Here is an 18,140-nt window from a genome sequence, read left to right on the forward strand (position 1 = left end):
GGCTCCGGGGAGGCAGTTGCCACATTCGCACGGGTTCTTCGGAGAGGACCCTGAATCAACAGCAAGGATTGAAACACATGGCTAACCTGCACGAAGTGCTGAAGAACAAGATCGGATTCGGGACAGCTCCGCTGGGAAACATGTTCCGGGACATACCCCAAGACGAGGCGCTGGCCACCGTCGAGGCCGCCTGGAACGAAGGTATCCGCTACTTCGACACTGCCCCGTTCTACGGAGCCGGTTTGGCTGAATCCCGTTTGGGTGAGGTGCTTTCCCAGCATCCCCGTGACGAGTTTGCCCTGAGCACCAAGGTGGGCCGGCTCATCCTGGACGAAGAGGAAGAGAAGAACGGCGGCCTCTTCAACCACGGACGGGCGAATAAGATCGCCACGGATTACACGGCTGATGCCACGCTGCGGTCCATTGAGGAAAGCCTGACGAGGCTAAAGACCGACCGCTTGGACTTTGTCTTCATCCACGACACGTCCCGGGACTTCCTGGGCGATGAGTGGGTGGCTAAGTTCAATGAGGCCCGGACCGGTGCATTCCGCGTGCTCGCCCGGTTGCAGGACGAAGGCGTGATCAACGGCTGGGGCCTCGGCGTCAACACCACCGAGCCCATCGAACTGGCCATGGACATGGACTCGGCCGCTCCGACCATGAGCCTCTCCGCCACCCAGTACACCCTGCTGCAGCACGAGCGTGCCCTGCAGCGGATGATGCCCGCCGCCCAGGCGAAGGGTGTGGGCATTGTCGTCGGCGGTCCCTTCAACTCCGGCGCCCTGCTGGGTGGAGACTACTTTGATTACGCGGAGATCCCTCCGGAGGTCAGGGAGCGGATTGCCCGGTTGACCGCAATCGCCGGGCGGTACAACGTGAGCCTGAAGGCCGCTGCGCTGCAGTTCTCCGCCGCCCACCCCGCGGTGGCTGCGGTCATCCCCGGTTCCAGCCGGCCCGAGCGCGTGGCGGAGGATGTTGCGGCTATGAAGGCACAGATCCCCGGCGCGTTCTGGAACGAGCTGCTGGAGAACAAGCTGATCTCCGCGCAGGCGCCCTGCCCGGCGCGGTGTAGGCGCGGTGTAGAAGGGCCCTGCTGCCAAGAGGGTTAGGCTCCCGCAGGGTTTAGGGCTCACAGGCGGCGTCCGGGTGGTCATCCCGGACGCCGCTTATGCGTTCTGCGGCTACCGGGCCGTGGCGCCGGCGGCAGTCCGGGGCTTGCGGGCCACGGCGGGACGGTATTTGGATACGGTGGGATCGGTTGTTAGCCAGAACCGCCAGGGGTACTCAGTGGTGCCTCCGGGTCCGCTGACGCCTACCCGCGGGCCGGAGGAGACCAGCGACGCCGCCACCGGCTGATCGGGCAGCTCCAGGTGCAGCGGAGCGGCAAAAGCGTCGGCACCGTCAAGGGTGCGGTCGATGCCCAGGGCCTGGGCCAGCCGGGCCGGACCGCGGGCCAGGTCCAGATCGGTGCGCGGGTTGTTGCGGCGCATCCGTGCGGTTTCCTGCCCGCCCACGATTTCCCCGGCACGCAGCAGCAGCCCCGTTGCGGAAACCTTCCTCGCCGCACACCACGTTGGCGCAGTAATGCATGCCGTAGGTGAAGTAGACGTAAAGGTGTCCGGCGGGCCCAAACATGGTGTTGTTCCGGGCCGTGCGTCCGCGGAAGGCGTGGGATCCGGATCCACGTCGCCCATGTAGGCCTCCACCTCGGTGATCCGCACGCTCACCGGTTCACCGCCGTCGTCGTGCGTCAGGACCGAGCCCAGCAGGAGGCGGGCCGCGTCCGTGGCCGGTACAGCAAGCCGTGCTCTTTCGCTTGTTTCTTCCATTTTTCGACCGTAGCAAGCGCCGGGCCGCTCCGCGGAATCGGAGGTGCGCCGGGGCTCTAGACCATGGAGCGGTAGAACCGTTCCAGTGCTGCCAACCGGTGCGAGTTCGGGTGCGGCATGCTGCCCTCCAGCTGGTCATGCACGGAGTCCAGAGCCATGTGCCACGCGGCCAGCAGGGCCGCGGTCTGATCCCGGCTAGCGGTTACGGGCCGGCGCACTTTGAGGCGGGTCTCCTCGCCGTCGTTGGTCATTTCCATCTCAGCGTCCCCGCCAAGTCCGAGCGTCCGGCCGGCGGCGTTGACGGCGGCCTCCACGTCTTCGGAGGGAGCACGGTACCAGCGGTTGAAGACCAGTTCGGCGTCGGAACCCGAGCCCGCCACCAGCCCGATGGTGGGTGAAACATCGAAGTCTTCCGCGTAGGCATCCCGCAGCGCCAGCCAGCGTTCCATGCTGTCCGGATTCGGCGTCCGTCCGGCGGCAACGCTGGCAAAAGCATCAAGGATCCCCTGCCACCCTGCGCTCCCTTCGGCGATGAAGTCCGGCGTGTCGGTGCGCGAGCGGAACTGCAGCAGCGCTCCCCGCTGCTTTCCAGGACGTGCCATTCCAGCACCGAGTCCGATCCGAGCTGGTCTTCCCACGTGATTTGCAGGCTGGAGCGCGGCTCGAGCTGGAGAACGGTTCCGGAGCTGGAACCGCCGTCCATCTCCAGTTCGTACTCCTTGCCGAGCTGCCAGCCGGGGCTCACCTGCCCCAGCCACAGTGGAATTTTTGCCGGATTCGTCAGGATGTCCCAGATGTGTGCTGTCGGATAGTCGAGTTGGCGGTCAAAAGCGACCGCATATCCATCGGAGAGTTTCTCGATGCGTCCTTCGGGAACCGGTGCCGAACTGTAGCTTGCCGCCATTGTTTGTCCTCCTGTCCGGGAGCCGCCGGCATGGACTTGTTCCAGCGTAGCGCCGGGTGCGAACCCTCCGTAAGGCTCCCCCGGCTACCGCCCGCGCCCAAAGGTGATACTCGCCCGTGCTCGGAATTTACTTGGTTTTGGAACGCGCTCCAATTGCCGGAAAGGTCGGTGGCAGCTGAAAGCCTAAAGCCATGAAAACGACGACGGCGCCCGGCCAGCGGGTGGATCCACCTCCCGATCCTCTGTGCTCATCTGAAACGTCCCGGCCCGGGTGGAGGACAGCATGGGAACCTGTGAAGGACGACGGCCACGGGCTCGGCGATTCGGCAGAAGAACCCGCCGGCAGGACTGAACCGGCGGAGGATGCGGACATGCAATCCGTATTTTCTGCACGCGGTTCCGATTGCACTGCTGCTCGTCAACCGGGCGTCTTTGTGCTGCCGGTCGGACTCAGCGGCTCCCTGGGGCTGCGCTCTGCCGGTTCCCTGGACCAGGAACGGACCGGATCGGCGCTGCAGGGGCTGCGGGGGCTCGAGGGCTGGGCCGCAGCAGCGCGGGCGCGGCTGGTTCATCGACAGCATCAGCTCATGGCCGAAGAGCTCGAGCGGTTCAATCGGGACCAAGCTGCCCGGGACGCAGCATGCGGTCTGCCGGCCGTTCCCCGAAGGGTGGACCGCGGCCTTGCCTTCACTCTTGCTGCCACTGAGATCGCCACAATGCTCGGCATCCCGGAAGGGACCGCAAAGGCGCTTGTTGATGAGTCCGACGAACTGTGTCAACGCTGCCCCGGCACCCTGGCCATGCTGGAGCGGGGAGATATCAGCCCCGCACAAGCCAGAACCATCCTTGACCAGACCCGCTCACTCGTCGCGGAAGAAGGGCCCGCTGGAGCTGCCGCTGCCCCGGACACCTCCGGCGGTCCCAAAGCCGAAGATGGTGCCCCTGCCAGAGATGAGGACGGTGCGGGACCGGACGGAACCGGTGCGGGTCCGGACGGCGGAGCCGGTCACGGAGGACTCCTTTCCGGTGCCGGCGCAGGTTTCCTCCAGGCGCTGCCCGTGCCTTGGAAGTAAAGCTCCTGGAGCTGGCTCCGGGTCTGACCAACGCCCAGTTGCTCCGCAAAGCCCGGCGGTTGCGGGAACGGAGCTATCCGGAGTCCATTCCGGTGCGCCATCGTACGGCTTTCGAGCAACGCAGAGTGTGGTTCCAGCCGCAGCCGGACGGCATGGGCCATCTCACGGCGTACCTACCGGCAGATAAGGGGAAGAACATTTTTGGCGCGCTGACCGGGGCGGCCCGCGGCGAGCAGTCGCTTGGCGATCCGCGGTGCCTGGATCAACTGCGCACTGACATCCTGGCTTCCCTGCTCCTGCACACGCCCGAACCTTGGATTGGTACATCTCTCAGTGACACGAGAATGCGCGTCACGAGCGAATCCTGCGGTCCGGAGGAAGCCGGCACTCTACGTGCACACGGCAACGGCCCCTCATCCCCTGGTGGGGAGACGCGCGACGTCCCTTTGCTCCCGCCCGGTTCAGTCGCCGAAATCATGGTGCTCATCAATGCCGACACGCTCCTTGGCGGCGATGATGCTCCTGCAGAACTAGCCGGCTACGGGCCGATCAGTGCTCAGGATGCCCGCAGAATGGCGCAGGCAGCGTTGCGGTGGACCGGGTTGGTCCAGGATCCACGAACGGGACAAATCCTGGGAGTCGGACGGCGCCGAAAGGTGCCGGACGGATTGCGAAGGTGGCTGCAGGCGAGGGACCAGACCTGCCGCTTTCCCGGGTGCAGTGTGGGCACTGCCCGAACCGAAGCGGACCACACCATACCGTGGGCGCAGGGAGGCCCCACTGAGCACTGGAATCTTGCGAATCTCTGCAGGAAACATCACCGGATGAAGACCCTGGGCCATTGGAAAGCCAGACAGGTTTCACCGGGTGTGTTGGAGTGGATTTCTCCCCTCGGTCGGCATTATCAGACCCAGCCGGAACTCACGCTTGGGCAACTTCGCCCGCCACCGCGCCGGGTGGTCGAGCCTGGGCCGGAAACGGGATCGATGCCGGCGGCGGGACTGCTTCGGGAATCGGGACTCCGCCGGGAACCGCAACCGGAAGCGATAGCGGGAACGGAGCCCGAGGAGTGCCCGCCGCCGTTCTAGGCAGCCGGGCGTTTGGCGAGTGATCGGGTGCTTGCCGATCCCGGGCCTTTCTGGTCCCGGGCCTTTCTGGTCCCGGGCCTTTCTTGTCCGCTCGGCTGCAGGTTTGGTGACCGGGCTACAAGTCCGGCGCTCCACCTGCACGTCCCGCGGAAAGCCATCGGGACTGCTTGCCTGCCTGGCAGCCGGCAGCCGGCAACCGGACTGGATGTCGGCGGACCGCCAGCAACTCGGCCACATGCCTGGCAGCCGGCCCGACCACACGCCTCCTCGGACAACCATCCGGATTGCTTGCCTGCCCGGTGGACCACCAGCAACTCGGCCACCTGCCCCGTGGACCACCAGCAACTCGGTCACCTGCCCGGCGGACCACCATCCATCGGCCGCAAGCCCTGCGGTTTACGGTCCGACAGAATGTCGCTGGACCACCGTCCGGTCGGCTGCCAACCCGGGCAGCCAGATCATGGATTTACTTCGCCGGAATACCTGACGGCCAGGGCAGAAGTGACGGAAGCGAGACACCGTCAGCAGCTGCCTCCGCCCGAAGGCTTCCAAGATTGGGAGTTCGCCCGGCGAGCCAGGCAGCGATGTCCGTTGCCATGCCGTTCACCGAGACCGTCGTCGTCGGTACTTCCGGGGCGGAGCCGCCCAACACACGGGGAGGCAAGCCGAGCGGCTGAAGCCTGAGGCGGACTCCGGAGGGTACGCGGGCAGCGAGGAAACCGAACAGGTTCTCGCAGAATTGCGGCGACCAAGAGTCTGCCTGCGCGTCGGACCCCAGATCGGTTCGGTGAATGACCAGTTCACGCCACATCGCCAGGCCGCCATCCCGGACAACGCCGTTGCGGTAGGAAATCGGCGCGTCCCAATCGTCTTCCCCGAGTCCGCGGAAGGCCGTAAGGGCGGCGTTCAACGAATTCCCAAGATCGGAGCGGAGCCGGTCGGCACTCCGAACCGCGCCTTCTTCGATGGCACGGTTCCGTCCTTCAGCACCGCCGTCATATAGATCGACCTTTTCCCCGCGGGCGGCATATTCAAGCTGCCGGGTCATTCCTTCTGCCACACCTGTCACATGGGCCAGCACATGTCCGCGCGTCCAGTCCGGAAGCTGGGAGGGAGCACGCACGTCATCGTCAGAGTAGGCTGCGATGCTCTCCTGCAGTGCCGCAGCGGCAGCTTCCAGATTGGCGACGAGCTGAGCCGCTGAAGGACGGGGCGAAGGCTTCGGCGCGGAAGAGGCGGGGAAGGAGTCTGTGGAACCAGTCATGGACCTACCCTAGGCGGAAGACCTGCAAAAACCGGACAGCCCACTGCTCATTGTCGGCGTCACATGAATACGGCGTCACCGCCTCAGCAACGTTGCAGCGTCCCAGCGTCACGTGATCACAGGGCCAGCAGCTCCGGCAGCGTCAGCCCCGCTTACAACTCATAACAGTGCCGGATATGCCGCCGCCCAGGATCTGCCTGCCAGAATTCGATTTCCCGCGGCTGGACTGCATAGAGCTGCCAGGAGGGGTTCTCGGATCCGTCGGCAGCCGGACGCTCTGCCCAATCCCGCGCCGAGGCAGCCACGGACAGCTGTACGACAGAACCGCTGACCCGGACCTGTCGCCCCACTTCGGACCAGTAAAAGTTCATGGCGGCACGCTGATTCTCCGACAGTTCCTTCCCTTTGCGGGAGGTCCGGGCGGTGGCGAAATGCCAGCCGTCCGCGTCGAGGTCCTTGAGGATGAGCATGCGCGACGAGAGATTTCCTGCAGCATTGGCGGTGGCCAACGAGAAGGCATGCGGCTGGCGTACGCCGGCAGCGAGGGCTTCACGAAGCCAGGACCGGAACAAGTCGGAAGGATCGGCCGGAGCCGAGGCCGGATCAAATGCAGGAAGATTTTCCGGGAAATCAGGCAGGGCCCGCAGCATCAGGCGGAAAGAGTCACTCATGGTCCCACACTAGGCCTGCAGCCAAGAAGCGGACACGTCCGCGCACAAGACCCGGCTATGTCCGGGACGGCGTGGCCGGACATTGCGCTGCTGCCTGCGCTGCAACCTCCGCTGCTGCCTCGGCCGCCGCCTGCGGGCTGCTGCCCGTGTACTGCCTGCCCGTGTACGGCCTGCAGGCAGCAGTAGGACAAGACCCGGAACGTGCAGTGCCCGTGCGGAAAAATTTCCACACGGGCACTGCAGGCGCATGATGCAGCCTTCGAACCGCACCGGCCAAGCAGCACCGGCTGAGCCGCACCATCCGGGCCTCACCCTCGCACTACGCGGTGTAGTTCCGGGCTGCTTCCAGCTCCTGCTTCAGCGCGGCCAGCTGCGCTTCGACGGCGGACCGTGCGGTGCCACCCTGCGCACTGCGGCTGTCCAGCGATCCCTCGGTGCTCAGAACCGTACGGACCTCCGGGGTCAGATGCGAAGAAATCCCCGCATAGTCCCCGTCCGTCAGGTCCCACAGCTCCACGCCGCGGCTTTCGGCCAGCTGCACCGCGGCACCGGAGAGCTCATGCGCTTCGCGGAACGGTACGCCCTGGCGGACCAGCCACTCGGCAATGTCCGTCGCCAGGGCAAAGCCCTGCGGTGCGAGAGCCTGCATCCGCTCGGTGTTGAACGTCAGCGTAGCGACCATGCCGGATACCGCCGGAAGCAGGACCTCCAGCGTGTCGGCAGCGTCGAAGACCGGTTCCTTGTCTTCCTGCAGATCACGGTTGTACGCCAGGGGAAGTCCCTTGAGCGTGGCCAGCAGGCCGGTCAGGTCGCCAATGAGGCGGCCCGCCTTGCCGCGGGCCAGTTCCGCCACGTCCGGATTCTTCTTCTGCGGCATGATGGATGACCCGGTGGAGAAGGCGTCATCAAGGGTTACGAAGGAGAACTCCTTGGTGGCCCAAATGATGATCTCTTCACTGATGCGGGACAGATCGACGCCGATCATGGCGGCAACCCAGGAGAACTCCGCGTAGACATCGCGCGAGGCGGTGCCGTCAATGGAGTTCCAGACCGCCGATTCAAAACCCAGTTCGGCAGCGACGGCGTTGGGATCCAGGCCCAGCGAGGAACCGGCCAGGGCACCGGAGCCGTACGGTGATACCGCAGCCCGCTTGTCCCAGTCCATCAGCCGCTGCACATCGCGCAGCAGCGCCCAGGCATGGGCCAGCAGGTGGTGGCTGAGCAGCACCGGCTGGGCGTGCTGCAGGTGGGTGCGGCCCGGCATGGCAACACCCAGGTGCTTTTCGGACTGTTCAACCAGGGCATCAACTGTGGCCAGGACACCGGCAGCGATGATGCGGGCATGGTCGCGCAGGTACATCCGCCCCAGCGTGGCGATCTGGTCATTGCGCGACCGGCCGGCGCGCAGCTTGCCGCCCAGCGCCGGACCGGCACGCTCAATGAGTCCGCGCTCCAGGGATCCGTGAACATCTTCATCGGATTCCGCGGGAACGTAGGCGCCCGAGCGGACGTCGGCGTCGAGCTGGTCCAGAGCGGCGAGCATGCCCTCCAGCTCGGCGTCGTCCAGCAGGCCGGCCGTGTGCAGCACGCGGGCATGCGCACGGGAGCCGGCAATGTCATAGCCGGCAAGCCGCCAGTCGAAGTGGGTGGACTTGCTCAGCGCCGCGAGGGCGTCAGCGGGACCGCCTGCAAAGCGGCCGCCCCACAGAGCGCCCTGGACGGTGGAACCCGCAGCTGCGGTTCCGGCCGGGTCAACCGGCGGCTTGCCGTGATTCATTTCCTACTTACCTTCTGCCAAACGCTGGTCGCGGCCGGAGGCCACCTTGGAGGACATGCCGAACAGTTCGATGAAGCCGCGGGCCATGGACTGGTCGAAGCTGTCACCGGTGTCGTAGGTGGCCAGGTTGAAGTCATACAGCGAGCTGTCGGACCGGCGCCCGGTGACCACGGCACGCCCGCCTTCCAGAGTCATCCGGATATCACCGGAGACGTACTTCTGCGTGTCCTCGATGAACGCATCCAGGGACTTCTTCAGCGGGGAGAACCACTGGCCGTCATAGACCAGTTCGGTCCAGCGCTGACCGACAGTCTTCTTGAAGCGCGCCTGCTCGCGTTCCACCGTGACGTTTTCCAGTTCACGGTGGGCGGTCATCAGAGCCATGGCACCGGGGGCTTCATAGATTTCACGGCTCTTGATGCCCACGAGACGGTCTTCGACAATGTCGATGCGGCCAATGCCCTGGGCACCGGCGCGGCGGTTCATCTCTTCGATGGCCTGCAGCGGGGTGACCGGCGTGCCGTCGATCGCCACCGGCACGCCTGCACGGAAGGTGATGACCACTTCGTCGGCAGCCAGGCCGGCGGCGGGATCGGAGGTGTACTCGTACACGTCGGGGGTGGGGCCGTTCCAGATGTCTTCGAGGAAACCGGTCTCCACGGCCCGTCCCCAGACGTTGGCATCGATGGAGAACGGGTTCTTCTTGGTGGTGACGATCGGCAGGTTCTTTTCCTCGGCAAAGGCGATGGCCTTGTCGCGGGTCAGGGCCAGGTCGCGGACCGGAGCGATGCACTTCAGGTCCGGGCCCAGGGTCTGGATGCCCACTTCGAAGCGGACCTGGTCGTTACCCTTACCAGTGCAACCGTGCGAGACGGTGGTGGCACCGAACTCGCGGGCGGCAGCGACCAGGTGCTTCACAATCACCGGACGGGACAGCGCCGAAACGAGCGGGTAGGAGTCCATGTACAGACCGTTGGCCTTCAGGGCCGGCATGGCGTACTCGGAGGCGAATTCGTCCCGGGCATCGGCAACATAGGCTTCGACGGCGCCGCAGGAGAGGGCGCGCTGGCGGATGGTTTCCAGGGATTCGCCGCCCTGTCCGACGTCGACCGCCACGGCGATGACTTCGGCACCGGTTGCCTCGGCGATCCAGCCAATGGCCACCGATGTATCAAGGCCACCGGAGTAGGCCAGAACAATGCGTTCGCTCACGAAATACGCTCCTCTTGCTTGGTGCAGCCGAAGCCGGCTGCTGTGTTGATGAAGGTAGGTGGAAAGTCTTGTGGGGACAGCTACAGGATGCGGCTGTCCGGTGCCTGGCCGTTGGCCGTGGCCTCGTCCGCGATGCGCAGGAAACGCGCTGCTACGTCGGCACCGCCGTCGGGGTCGCGGGTGACCATAACCACGGTGTCGTCTCCGGCAATGGTGCCCAGGATGGAGGGCAGCACCGAGTGGTCGATGGCCAGGGCCAGGAAGTTCGCGGCGCCCGGAGGGGTCCGCAGGACCACGATGTTGCCGGAGGCCTCCGCGGTGACCAGCAGTTCCCCGCAGAGCCGGGCCAGCCGGGCGTCCAGGACTTCCTGGGTTACCCCGGATTTCGGTGCGCGTTCGCCGCCTTCGGACGGCACCGCGTACACCAGCACCCCGTCCTTGCCGCGCATCCGCACTGCGCCCAGTTCCACCAGGTCCCGGGACAGGGTCGCCTGGGTGACCTGGACGCCGTCGTCTGCCAGCAGGGCGGCAAGTTCGGCCTGGGACCGGACCGAGGATCCGGTCAGCAGGGCGCGGATGCGCGCCTGGCGGGCGGTTTTGGTGGCCGGCATGCTCATGATGCGGCTCCCGGAGCTGATGCGCCCTCCGGAACACCGGTCAGGCCCGAGCGTGCCATCAGCCACACCATGAGGGCCTTCTGCGCGTGCAGCCGGTTTTCCGCTTCGTCCCACACCACGGACTGCGGTCCGTCGATGACGTCGGCGGAGATTTCGTAGCCGCGGTAGGCGGGGAGGCAGTGCAGCACGACGGCGTCATCCGCAGCGTGTGCCATGGCGGCGGTGTCCACGGCGTAGTCGCGGAAGAGCTCGGTGCGGGCAGCCTTTTCATCTTCCTGGCCCATGGAAACCCAGGTGTCGGTGGCGACGACGTCGGCTCCGGCCAGCGCTTCGGCGGGATCGGTGGTGATCATCACCGATCCGCCGGTTTCCTCGGCGCGGGCCGCAGCGGCGTCGACAATCAGCGGATCCGGCAGGTAGCCCACCGGGCCGGCCACCCGGACGTGCATTCCCGCGGTGACACCGGCGAGCAGGTAGGAGTTGGCCATGTTGTTGGCACAGTCGCCCAGATAGGTCAGGGTCAGGCCGGCCAGCACCCCCTTGCGCTCGCGGATGGTCATCAGGTCCGCCAGCAGCTGGCAGGGGTGGTAGTCATCCGAGAGGGCATTAATGACCGGAACACCGGAGTTTGCGGCCATCTCCTCCAGCCCGGACTGCGCGTAGGTGCGCCAGACAATGGTGGAAACCATCCGCTCCAGCACCTTGGTGGTGTCAGCGACGCTCTCCTTGTGCCCGAGCTGCGACTCCCCCGCACCGATGATCAGCGGCACCCCGCCGAGATCGGAAACCCCGGCGGCGAAGGACACGCGGGTGCGGGTGGACGTTTTGTCGAAGATGACGGCCACGGTTTTACGGCCGGTGCCGGCTCCCGCGTAGGGCTGGTACTTGTAGCGGTCCTGCTTCAGCGCGTCGGCAAGGTCCAGCACCTCGGCCTGCTCGGCCTGGGTAAGGTCGGTGTCGACCAGGAAATGGCGGGTCATGATTGTCCTTCTGTCTCTGCTGCGGCCCGGGCGGCGGCCAGGATCTGCGGCAGTGTGTTCACAAATGAGTCGGCCTGGACGCGGGTCAGGATCAGCGGCGGGGCCAGGCGCAGGGTGTGCGGGCCGGTGGAGTTGATGATGAAACCCGCGTCCAGTGCCGCGGCCACTGCCGCAGGTGCGGTCTCGCCAGTCAGATCGAACCCGATGAGCAGCCCTTCCCCGCGCACCTCAGCGACCCCGGGTACCGCTGCCAGGGCGGCGCGCAGGTAGGCGCCGGTGTCCCGGACCTGGTCCAGCAGTCCGGTGGATTCAATGACATGCAGGGTTGCCAGCGAGGCCGCGGTGGCCACCGGATTGCCGCCGAAGGTTGTTCCGTGCTGGCCTGCCGAGAGCAGCGAGGACGTTTCCGGGCCGAAGGTGATGAGCGCACCGACGGGGAAGCCGCCGCCCAGCCCCTTGGCCAGGGTCATGGCGTCAGGCAGCACGCCCTCGGAGGCGAACCAGTTACCGGTGCGGCCGATGCCGGTCTGGACTTCATCGACGATCAGCAGTGCGCCGGCAGCGGCGGTGATTTCCCGTGCCGCCCGCAGATACCCCGCAGGCAGCGGCCGGACCCCTGCTTCGCCCTGAATCGGTTCGATAAAGACGGCGGCAACTGTGTCATCCACGGCTGACCGCAGGGCTTCCACATCTCCGAACGGAAGGTGCTCCACTCCGCCGGGCAGCGGTTCAAACGGTTCGCGGTAGGCCTTTTTCGCGGTCAGGGCCAGTGCTCCCAGGGTCCGGCCGTGGAACGCCCCTTCCAGGGCAAGAATCCTGGTGCGCTGCGGACTCCCGCCGCCGGCGGCGCCGTTCCCGGCCGCCCCGGTGTTGCGGCGGGCCAGCTTGAACGCCGCCTCGTTGGCTTCGGTCCCGGAGTTGGCGAAGAACACCTTCGAGCCATCCGGAGCCCCGGCAAGCTGCAGCAGTTTCTCGGCGAGGGCTACTTGGGTGGGGCTGGTGAAAAAGTTGGAGACATGGCCCAGCGTAGCCAGCTGGCTGCTGATGACCGAGGTCAGGAAGGGATGTGCGTGGCCCAGTGCGTTGACGGCGATGCCGCCGAGCAGGTCCAGGTATTCCCTGCCGTCGGCGTCCCAGACGGTGCAGCCGCTGCCGCGGACCAGCACCCGCTGCGGCGTGCCGAAGACTCCCATCAGCGAGGAGCCGTAGCGGCGCAGCCAGTCCTCGGAGGTCCCGGTCAGTTCCGCCAGCGCGGCGTCGGCATCGGGCACGGCGGAAGTACCGGAGGGCACGTCGGCCTCGGTGTGTTTGCTCATGGCGGTGCTCATTGTTTCTCCTCCGGAATGACCTGGGTGCCGATGCCGGCGGTGGTGAAGACTTCCAGCAGCATGGAGTGGGCCATCCGGCCGTCCACGACGGCGGCGCGGTCCACGCCGCCGTCAACCGCTGCCAGGCAGGCCTGCATCTTGGGGATCATGCCTGCTTCCAGCGACGGCAGCATGGCGCGCAGTTCTCCGGCGGTGAGCGAGGAAATCAGCGAGGACTTATCTGCCCAGTCTGCATACAGGCCCTCGACGTCAGTGAGCACCACCAGCCGAGAGGCGCCCAGGGCGACGGCGAGGGCTGCGGCCGCCGTATCCGCGTTGACGTTGAGCACCTGACCGGTGGGGGCGCCGTCGCGGTCCACTTCGGGAGCCACGGTGGAGATGACGGGAATCCGGCCGGCCTCGAGGAGGTCCACAATGGCCCCGGGGTTCACGCCGGTGACTTCGCCGACCAGCCCGAGGTCGACTTCCTCGCCGTCCACGACCGCACCGATCCGCTCGGCCCGCAGCAGGGCGCCGTCTTCACCCGAAAGCCCGACGGCGTAGGGTCCGTGGGCGTTGACCATGCCGACCAGTTCGCGGCCGACCTGGCCGGTGAGGACCATGCGGACCGCGTCCATCGCTTCGGGCGTGGTCACCCGGAGGCCGCCCTTAAATTCGGACTCGATGCCCAGGCGTTCCAGCAGAGCACTGATCTGCGGACCGCCGCCGTGCACGACGACGGGATGGACACCAACGTGGTGCAGGAAAACGATGTCCTCGGCAAACGCCTGGCGGAGCTCGTCATTGACCATGGCATTGCCGCCGTACTTGATGACCATGATGCTGCCGGCGAACCGCTGGATCCAGGGCAGCGCCTCAATGAGGGTGGCGGCCTTGTCCTGGGCGGCCAGCTGTTCTTTGGCTTCTGTGGGTGTGCTCATGATGTCCCCGATCAGCTGCTGTAGGCCGAGTTTTCGTGGACATAGTCCGTGGTCAGGTCGTTGGTCCAGATGGTGGCGCTTTCGGTGCCGGCGTTCAGGTCGATCTCGACCGTCACCTTCCGGCCGGTGAGGTCCACCAGATCCCGGGAATCGCCGATGCCGCCGTTGCGGCAGACCTGCACACCGTTGATGGTGACGTTGAGCTGGTCCGGTTCGAAGACGGCATCGGTGGTGCCGACTGCGGAGAGGACCCGGCCCCAGTTGGGATCGTTGCCGAAGATGGCGGTCTTGAACAGGTTGGAGCGGGTCACGGAGCGGGAAGCGGTCTCGGCGTCGGCCACGGAGGCGGCGTTGACGGTGGTCACCGCGATGTCGTGGCTTGCGCCCTCGGCGTCGGTGATCAGCTGCTGCGCCAGGGTGTGGCAGACCTCGGTGAGGCCGGCGGTGAATTCCGCAGTATCCGGAACAGTCTCGGAGGCGCCGGAGGCCATCAGCACCACGGTGTCGTTGGTGGACATGCAGCCGTCCGAGTCGGTGCGGTCAAAGGTGACCGAGGTGGCAGCACGCAGGGCGGCATCCAGCGCGTCCGCAGGCAGGGCTGCGTCGGTGGTCAGCACCACGAGCATGGTCGCCAGGCCCGGCGCCAGCATGCCGGCTCCCTTGGCCATGCCGCCGATGGTGTAGCCGCTGCCGGTGAAGACCGCCTGTTTGGACACGGTGTCCGTGGTCATGATGGCTTCGGCCGCGGATGCGCCGCCGTCGGAAGCCAGGGCCTGGGCTGCTGCCTCCACGCCGGGAAGGATCTTGTCCATCGGCAGCTGTTCGCCGATCAGGCCGGTGGAGCAGACCACCACGTCGGAGGCAGACAGGCCGAGCACCTCAGCGGTTTTTTCCGCGGTGGCGTGGGTGTTCTGGAAGCCCTGCGGACCGGTGCAGGCGTTGGCGCCGCCGGAGTTGAGGATGACGGCGTCGGCCCGTCCGTCGGAGATGACCTGGCGGGACCAGTGCACGGGTGCGGCAGCCACCCGGTTGCGGGTAAAGACGGCCGCTGCGGCCTTGGACGGGCCGTCGTTGACCACCAGCGCCATGTCCCGCCCGCCGGAGAGCTTCAGGCCGGCGGTAACGCCCGCGGCGCGGAAACCTGCCGGGGCGGTGATTCCGGTGCTGTCCGTACTTGTGTTGGTGTTCGCGCCTGCGTTGGTGCCCGGGGACTTGATGCCCGGGGTATACGTGCCTGCGGATGTGCCGTCATGCACGGTGCTGTTTTCGGTGGTGCTCATTACGGGGCAACTCCCTGCGTTGTCAGTCCGGCGGTTTCATCCAGGCCGAGGGCAATGTTCATGGACTGCACCGCGCCGCCGGCGGTGCCTTTGTTCAGGTTGTCAATGACACAGGTGACGATCACGCGGTTGGCGTGGGCGTCATACGCCAGCTGCAGCGCGGCATAGTTGGAGCCCACCACCATCTTGGTGGCCGGCCACTGGCCGTCCGGCAGGAGCCGGACAAAGTGCTCGTTGCCGTAGGCCTCTTCCCATGCGGACCGCAGCTGCTGGGGGCTGACGCCGGGGCGGACCTTGGCGGTGGCGGTGGTGAGGATACCGCGGGACATGGGCGCCAGCGTGGGGGTGAAGGATACGGCGACGGTTTCACCCGCCGCGGCGGACAGGCCCTGTTCGATTTCCGGCGTGTGGCGGTGGCTGCCACCGACACCGTACGGACTCATCCCGCCGAGGACTTCCGAACCCAGCAGATGAGGCTTGGCAGCCTTGCCCGCGCCCGAAGTGCCGGAGGCAGCAACGATCACGACGTCGTCGGGCTCGAGCAGTCCCGCGGAGAAGCCCGGGGTGAGCGCCAGCAGGGATGACGTCGGATAGCAGCCGGGAACGGCGATGCGGGTGGCGCCCTTGAGCCGGTCGCGGTGGCCGGGCAGCTCGGGCAGGCCGTACGGCCAGGACCCGGCGTGCGGAGAACCGTAGAACTTTTCCCAGGCCAGCGGATCTTCGAGCCGGTGGTCGGCACCGGCGTCAATCACCAGCACTGAGGGATCCAGCTGCGCGGCAATGGCGGCGCTTGCACCGTGCGGCAGGGCGAGGAAGACGACGTCGTGCCCGGCCAGGTTCTCCACTGTGGTGTCCTCGAGGACCCGGTCTGCGAGCGCGTGCAGATGGGGCTGCAGCTCGCCCAGGCGGGAACCGGCGTTGCTGTGCGCCGTAATGGCACCGACGGTGACGGAGGGATGCCCGGCCAGCAGGCGCAGCACTTCGCCGCCGGCGTATCCGGAGGCTCCTGAGACAGCAGCTGTAATCGTCATGGTTTCACCCTACAGTAGTTTTATGCATAGTCCTTCATATTTATGCATTGATGACGCGGCTGCGGATTTGGGCGGCTGCGGCACCAGGGTGAGCAGGCCCGGTGTGCAGGCCGGGGTCGTGCCCTACGATGGCAGCGACACCAGTGCCTGCAACAGAAGAGACATTCCATGCATAAAGCTATTGTGGTCCCCGCGCCCGGCGGGCCGGAAATCCTGCGTTACGAAGATGTCGACCTGCCCGATCCCGGCCCCAAGGAACTGCTGGTGCGGGTCGCGGCCGCTGGCGTGAACTTCATTGACACCTACAAGCGCAGCGGCGTCTACCCGATGGATTATCCGTTCATTCCCGGCGTCGAGGCCGCGGGAACCGTGGTCGCTGCGGGGCGCGATGTGGCAAATGTCCGCGAGGGCGCCCGGGTTGCCACGGCCGAGGGGGGCGGCACCTACTCCGAATACACCATCATGGAGGCGGACAAGGCGCTGCCGGTCCCCGACGGCGTCAGCGACGAAGTGGCGGCGGCAGTGCCGATGCAGGGCATGACGGCTCATTACCTGTGCAATTCGACCTTTCCCGTGGAAGAGGGGCACACGGTCCTGACCCATGCCGGCGCCGGCGGAGTGGGGCTGCTGCTGATCCAGCTGCTCAAGGCCAAAGGCGCCCGGGTCATCACCACCGCCTCTTCGGAGGACAAGCGGGAACTGGCCCGCTCCGCCGGCGCCGACCACGCGCTGGAGTACGAGGGTTTTGCCGAGGAGGTCCGTCACCTGACCGACGGAAAGGGCGTCGATGTGGTGTACGACGGCGTGGGGAAAGCGACGTTTGACGGCTCCCTGGCCAGCCTGCGCAAGCGGGGCATGCTGGTGCTCTTTGGCGGGGCCTCGGGGCAGGTGCCGCCCTTTGACATTCAGCGGCTCAACTCTTCCGGTTCCCTCTATCTGACCCGGCCCACCCTGGGCGACTACCTGCTCACGCCCGAAGAGCGGCAGTGGCGCGCGCATGAGCTGTTCGAGATGGTCCGGGAGGAACGCTGGACGTGCGGATCGGCGCCACCTATCCGCTGGCCGAGGCCGCCCGCGCCCAGGCGGACCTTGAGGGCAGGAAGACCACCGGCAAGGTGCTGCTGCTTCCCTAGCGGTCACCCGCCGAAGTGGAATGGAAAAACCCTCGACTTTCCAGGTCGGCAAGTTTAGGCTTGCCGACATGGAAACTGAGGATCTCAGCCCCCGGGGCGTCCGGGAGCAGCTCAACACCCTGCAGGCCGACGCCGTCGTTGCCGGACGGCGGTCCGCTGCCCCGCTGTGGTACCTGACAGCGCAGGCACTCTGCTGCGCGGTCTTCGTCCTGTCCTTCAGCTTCGGCCGTTGGGAAGCCATGGGCTTTGCATCCGCAGGGGTGGCCCTGTGCCTGCTCGGAATGCTGCGTCCGGTGATCACCGGCACCCGAGCCGATCCGTGGGCCTACCGCCGGTCACTGAAAGTTGGTGCGGTGCTGGCGGCATTCCTGTTGGTCATGCTCGGCGCAGGCATGTTCGCGCTCGGCCCCGGCAGTCCGCCGGCCGTACCGGCGGCAGCTGCCCTGCTGACATTCGGCGTAACCCTGGCACTCGGTATCCGCATGGAACGGGCCTTTTCGCGCTCCGTTACCGACGCGGCATGACGCGCGTGGAACCACGGTTTGACGAGCTGGTGCACGGAGCAGTCCGGCTGCGCGTGTGCAGCATGCTGGCCCGCCTGGGCAGCACCGAATTTGCATTGCTGCGCGATTCGCTCAAGGTCAGCGATCCCACCCTGAGCAAACACCTGAAGCACTTGGAGCAGGCCGGCTACCTGCAGTTGGCCAAAGGACCCGGACTGGCCGGCCGTACCCGCACTTGGGCGGAGCTCACGGCGAAAGGACAGGCAGCCTTCGACGGCCACGTCGCTTTCCTGCGCGAGGTGATCGGCCTCGACGCCGGCATTCCTCAGCCGGGCGAATCCCCGCAGCCACGACCATCACCGAAGTGACGGCCCTCCGATGGCGGCAGTCAGCCGCAGTCAGTCTTGTCGCAGCATTGGCGGCCTGCGGCCAACCCGGTTCCCCTGAAAGCACCGCTGCTCCCCCGCGGACGGGGAGCGGATCTGGTTCTGCACGTGGACTATGAGGGAAAACTGGACTTTTGTCCGGAA

At 66.4% G+C, this 18,140-nt stretch carries 17 protein-coding genes and 2 pseudogenes; 6 read left to right on the plus strand and 13 right to left on the minus strand.

Annotation, left to right across the window (positions count from 1 at the left end; translation table 11 throughout):
• The first annotated feature begins 77 nt into the window (after window positions 1–77).
• Window positions 78–1,109 (plus strand): aldo/keto reductase, encoded by a 1,032-nt coding sequence (locus OL239_RS13690; RefSeq protein WP_268909391.1) that lies wholly within the window; start codon window positions 78–80, stop codon window positions 1,107–1,109.
• Window positions 1,110–1,181: 72 nt separating this feature from the next.
• On the opposite strand, the gene OL239_RS13695 is transcribed toward OL239_RS13690, so the two are convergent.
• The 3 genes and pseudogenes from OL239_RS13695 to OL239_RS20245 form a co-directional block, all read right to left on the minus strand.
• The gene (locus OL239_RS13695; protein WP_329609233.1) at window positions 1,182–1,829 is read right to left on the minus strand and encodes a DNA-3-methyladenine glycosylase; all 648 of its coding nucleotides are present in this window, start codon (window positions 1,827–1,829) and stop codon (window positions 1,182–1,184) included.
• Window positions 1,830–1,885: 56 nt separating this feature from the next.
• Complete coding sequence (locus OL239_RS13700; protein WP_268909392.1) at window positions 1,886–2,431, minus strand: hypothetical protein; 546 nt, start codon at window positions 2,429–2,431, stop codon at window positions 1,886–1,888.
• 56 nt (window positions 2,432–2,487) lie between these two features.
• Window positions 2,488–2,733 (minus strand): annotated as a pseudogene (locus OL239_RS20245) (hypothetical protein); the annotation flags it as partial.
• Window positions 2,734–3,104: 371 nt separating this feature from the next.
• Between OL239_RS20245 and OL239_RS13705 the strand changes: the two are divergent.
• A complete protein-coding gene (locus tag OL239_RS13705; RefSeq protein ID WP_268909393.1) occupies window positions 3,105–3,806 on the plus strand; it encodes a DUF222 domain-containing protein in 702 nt (233 codons plus the stop codon).
• 38 nt (window positions 3,807–3,844) lie between these two features.
• Window positions 3,845–4,894 (plus strand): DUF222 domain-containing protein, encoded by a 1,050-nt coding sequence (locus OL239_RS20250; RefSeq protein ID WP_442864307.1) that lies wholly within the window; start codon window positions 3,845–3,847, stop codon window positions 4,892–4,894.
• A 466-nt stretch (window positions 4,895–5,360) separates the two neighbouring features.
• On the opposite strand, the gene OL239_RS13710 is transcribed toward OL239_RS20250, so the two are convergent.
• The 10 genes from OL239_RS13710 to argC form a co-directional block, all read right to left on the minus strand.
• Entirely contained in the window at window positions 5,361–6,158 is a 798-nt protein-coding gene (locus OL239_RS13710) for a maleylpyruvate isomerase family mycothiol-dependent enzyme (RefSeq protein WP_268909394.1), read from the minus strand.
• Window positions 6,159–6,310: 152 nt separating this feature from the next.
• Entirely contained in the window at window positions 6,311–6,829 is a 519-nt protein-coding gene (locus OL239_RS13715) for a pyridoxine/pyridoxamine 5'-phosphate oxidase (protein WP_268909395.1), read from the minus strand.
• Between the two features lie 319 nt (window positions 6,830–7,148).
• Entirely contained in the window at window positions 7,149–8,606 is a 1,458-nt protein-coding gene (argH, locus tag OL239_RS13720; protein ID WP_268909396.1) for an argininosuccinate lyase, read from the minus strand.
• Window positions 8,607–8,609: 3 nt separating this feature from the next.
• Window positions 8,610–9,818, minus strand: coding sequence for an argininosuccinate synthase (locus OL239_RS13725; protein WP_268909397.1), 1,209 nt, complete (start codon window positions 9,816–9,818; stop codon window positions 8,610–8,612).
• A gap of 80 nt (window positions 9,819–9,898) precedes the next feature.
• Window positions 9,899–10,435: an arginine repressor gene (locus tag OL239_RS13730; protein ID WP_268909398.1), complete on the minus strand. Its 537-nt coding sequence runs from the start codon at window positions 10,433–10,435 to the stop codon at window positions 9,899–9,901.
• Window positions 10,432–11,415 carry an ornithine carbamoyltransferase gene (argF, locus tag OL239_RS13735; RefSeq protein ID WP_268909399.1) on the minus strand — a complete coding sequence of 328 codons (984 nt, stop codon included), beginning with the start codon at window positions 11,413–11,415 and terminating at the stop codon, window positions 10,432–10,434. The genes OL239_RS13730 and argF overlap by 4 nt, the downstream gene beginning before the upstream one ends.
• Window positions 11,412–12,743 carry an acetylornithine transaminase gene (locus tag OL239_RS13740; protein WP_268909400.1) on the minus strand — a complete coding sequence of 444 codons (1,332 nt, stop codon included), beginning with the start codon at window positions 12,741–12,743 and terminating at the stop codon, window positions 11,412–11,414. Before OL239_RS13740 ends, argF begins: the two co-directional genes overlap by 4 nt.
• Window positions 12,740–13,663, minus strand: coding sequence for an acetylglutamate kinase (argB, locus tag OL239_RS13745; RefSeq protein ID WP_268909401.1), 924 nt, complete (start codon window positions 13,661–13,663; stop codon window positions 12,740–12,742). The genes OL239_RS13740 and argB overlap by 4 nt, the downstream gene beginning before the upstream one ends.
• Before the next feature lie 11 nt (window positions 13,664–13,674).
• A complete protein-coding gene (argJ, locus tag OL239_RS13750; protein ID WP_268909402.1) occupies window positions 13,675–14,943 on the minus strand; it encodes a bifunctional glutamate N-acetyltransferase/amino-acid acetyltransferase ArgJ in 1,269 nt (422 codons plus the stop codon).
• The gene (argC, locus tag OL239_RS13755) at window positions 14,943–15,974 is read right to left on the minus strand and encodes an N-acetyl-gamma-glutamyl-phosphate reductase (RefSeq protein ID WP_268909403.1); all 1,032 of its coding nucleotides are present in this window, start codon (window positions 15,972–15,974) and stop codon (window positions 14,943–14,945) included. Before argC ends, argJ begins: the two co-directional genes overlap by 1 nt.
• 168 nt (window positions 15,975–16,142) lie before the next feature.
• Here argC and OL239_RS13760 point away from each other — a divergent pair.
• The 3 genes and pseudogenes from OL239_RS13760 to OL239_RS13770 all read left to right on the plus strand — a co-directional run bounded on the left by OL239_RS13760 (window position 16,143) and on the right by OL239_RS13770 (window position 17,978).
• Window positions 16,143–17,107: pseudogene (locus tag OL239_RS13760) on the plus strand (quinone oxidoreductase family protein).
• A 68-nt stretch (window positions 17,108–17,175) separates the two neighbouring features.
• A complete protein-coding gene (locus tag OL239_RS13765; protein WP_268909404.1) occupies window positions 17,176–17,631 on the plus strand; it encodes a hypothetical protein in 456 nt (151 codons plus the stop codon).
• Window positions 17,628–17,978 (plus strand): transcriptional regulator, encoded by a 351-nt coding sequence (locus OL239_RS13770; protein ID WP_268909405.1) that lies wholly within the window; start codon window positions 17,628–17,630, stop codon window positions 17,976–17,978. The genes OL239_RS13765 and OL239_RS13770 overlap by 4 nt, the downstream gene beginning before the upstream one ends.
• Window positions 17,979–18,140 lie beyond the last annotated feature (162 nt).

The organism is Arthrobacter sp. ATA002 (genome assembly GCF_026898095.1).
Taxonomy (GTDB): domain Bacteria; phylum Actinomycetota; class Actinomycetes; order Actinomycetales; family Micrococcaceae; genus Arthrobacter_B.

Bases quoted from the DNA above. Each gene is read 5' to 3' on its own strand.
- argF (WP_268909399.1), bottom strand. From the start codon at position 11,415: ATGACCCGCCATTTCCTGGTCGACACCGACCTTACCCAGGCCGAGCAG.
- argB (WP_268909401.1), bottom strand. From the start codon at position 13,663: ATGAGCACACCCACAGAAGCCAAAGAACAGCTGGCCGCCCAGGACAAG.
- OL239_RS13765 (WP_268909404.1), top strand. From the start codon at position 17,176: ATGGAAACTGAGGATCTCAGCCCCCGGGGCGTCCGGGAGCAGCTCAAC.
- OL239_RS13705 (WP_268909393.1), top strand. From the start codon at position 3,105: ATGCAATCCGTATTTTCTGCACGCGGTTCCGATTGCACTGCTGCTCGT.
- argC (WP_268909403.1), bottom strand. From the start codon at position 15,974: ATGACGATTACAGCTGCTGTCTCAGGAGCCTCCGGATACGCCGGCGGC.
- OL239_RS13710 (WP_268909394.1), bottom strand. From the start codon at position 6,158: ATGACTGGTTCCACAGACTCCTTCCCCGCCTCTTCCGCGCCGAAGCCT.
- OL239_RS13695 (WP_329609233.1), bottom strand. From the start codon at position 1,829: ATGGAAGAAACAAGCGAAAGAGCACGGCTTGCTGTACCGGCCACGGAC.
- argJ (WP_268909402.1), bottom strand. From the start codon at position 14,943: ATGAGCACCACCGAAAACAGCACCGTGCATGACGGCACATCCGCAGGC.
- OL239_RS13715 (WP_268909395.1), bottom strand. From the start codon at position 6,829: ATGAGTGACTCTTTCCGCCTGATGCTGCGGGCCCTGCCTGATTTCCCG.
- OL239_RS13700 (WP_268909392.1), bottom strand. From the start codon at position 2,431: ATGGCACGTCCTGGAAAGCAGCGGGGAGCGCTGCTGCAGTTCCGCTCG.
- OL239_RS13690 (WP_268909391.1), top strand. From the start codon at position 78: ATGGCTAACCTGCACGAAGTGCTGAAGAACAAGATCGGATTCGGGACA.
- argH (WP_268909396.1), bottom strand. From the start codon at position 8,606: ATGAATCACGGCAAGCCGCCGGTTGACCCGGCCGGAACCGCAGCTGCG.
- OL239_RS13740 (WP_268909400.1), bottom strand. From the start codon at position 12,743: ATGAGCACCGCCATGAGCAAACACACCGAGGCCGACGTGCCCTCCGGT.
- OL239_RS13770 (WP_268909405.1), top strand. From the start codon at position 17,628: ATGACGCGCGTGGAACCACGGTTTGACGAGCTGGTGCACGGAGCAGTC.
- OL239_RS13730 (WP_268909398.1), bottom strand. From the start codon at position 10,435: ATGAGCATGCCGGCCACCAAAACCGCCCGCCAGGCGCGCATCCGCGCC.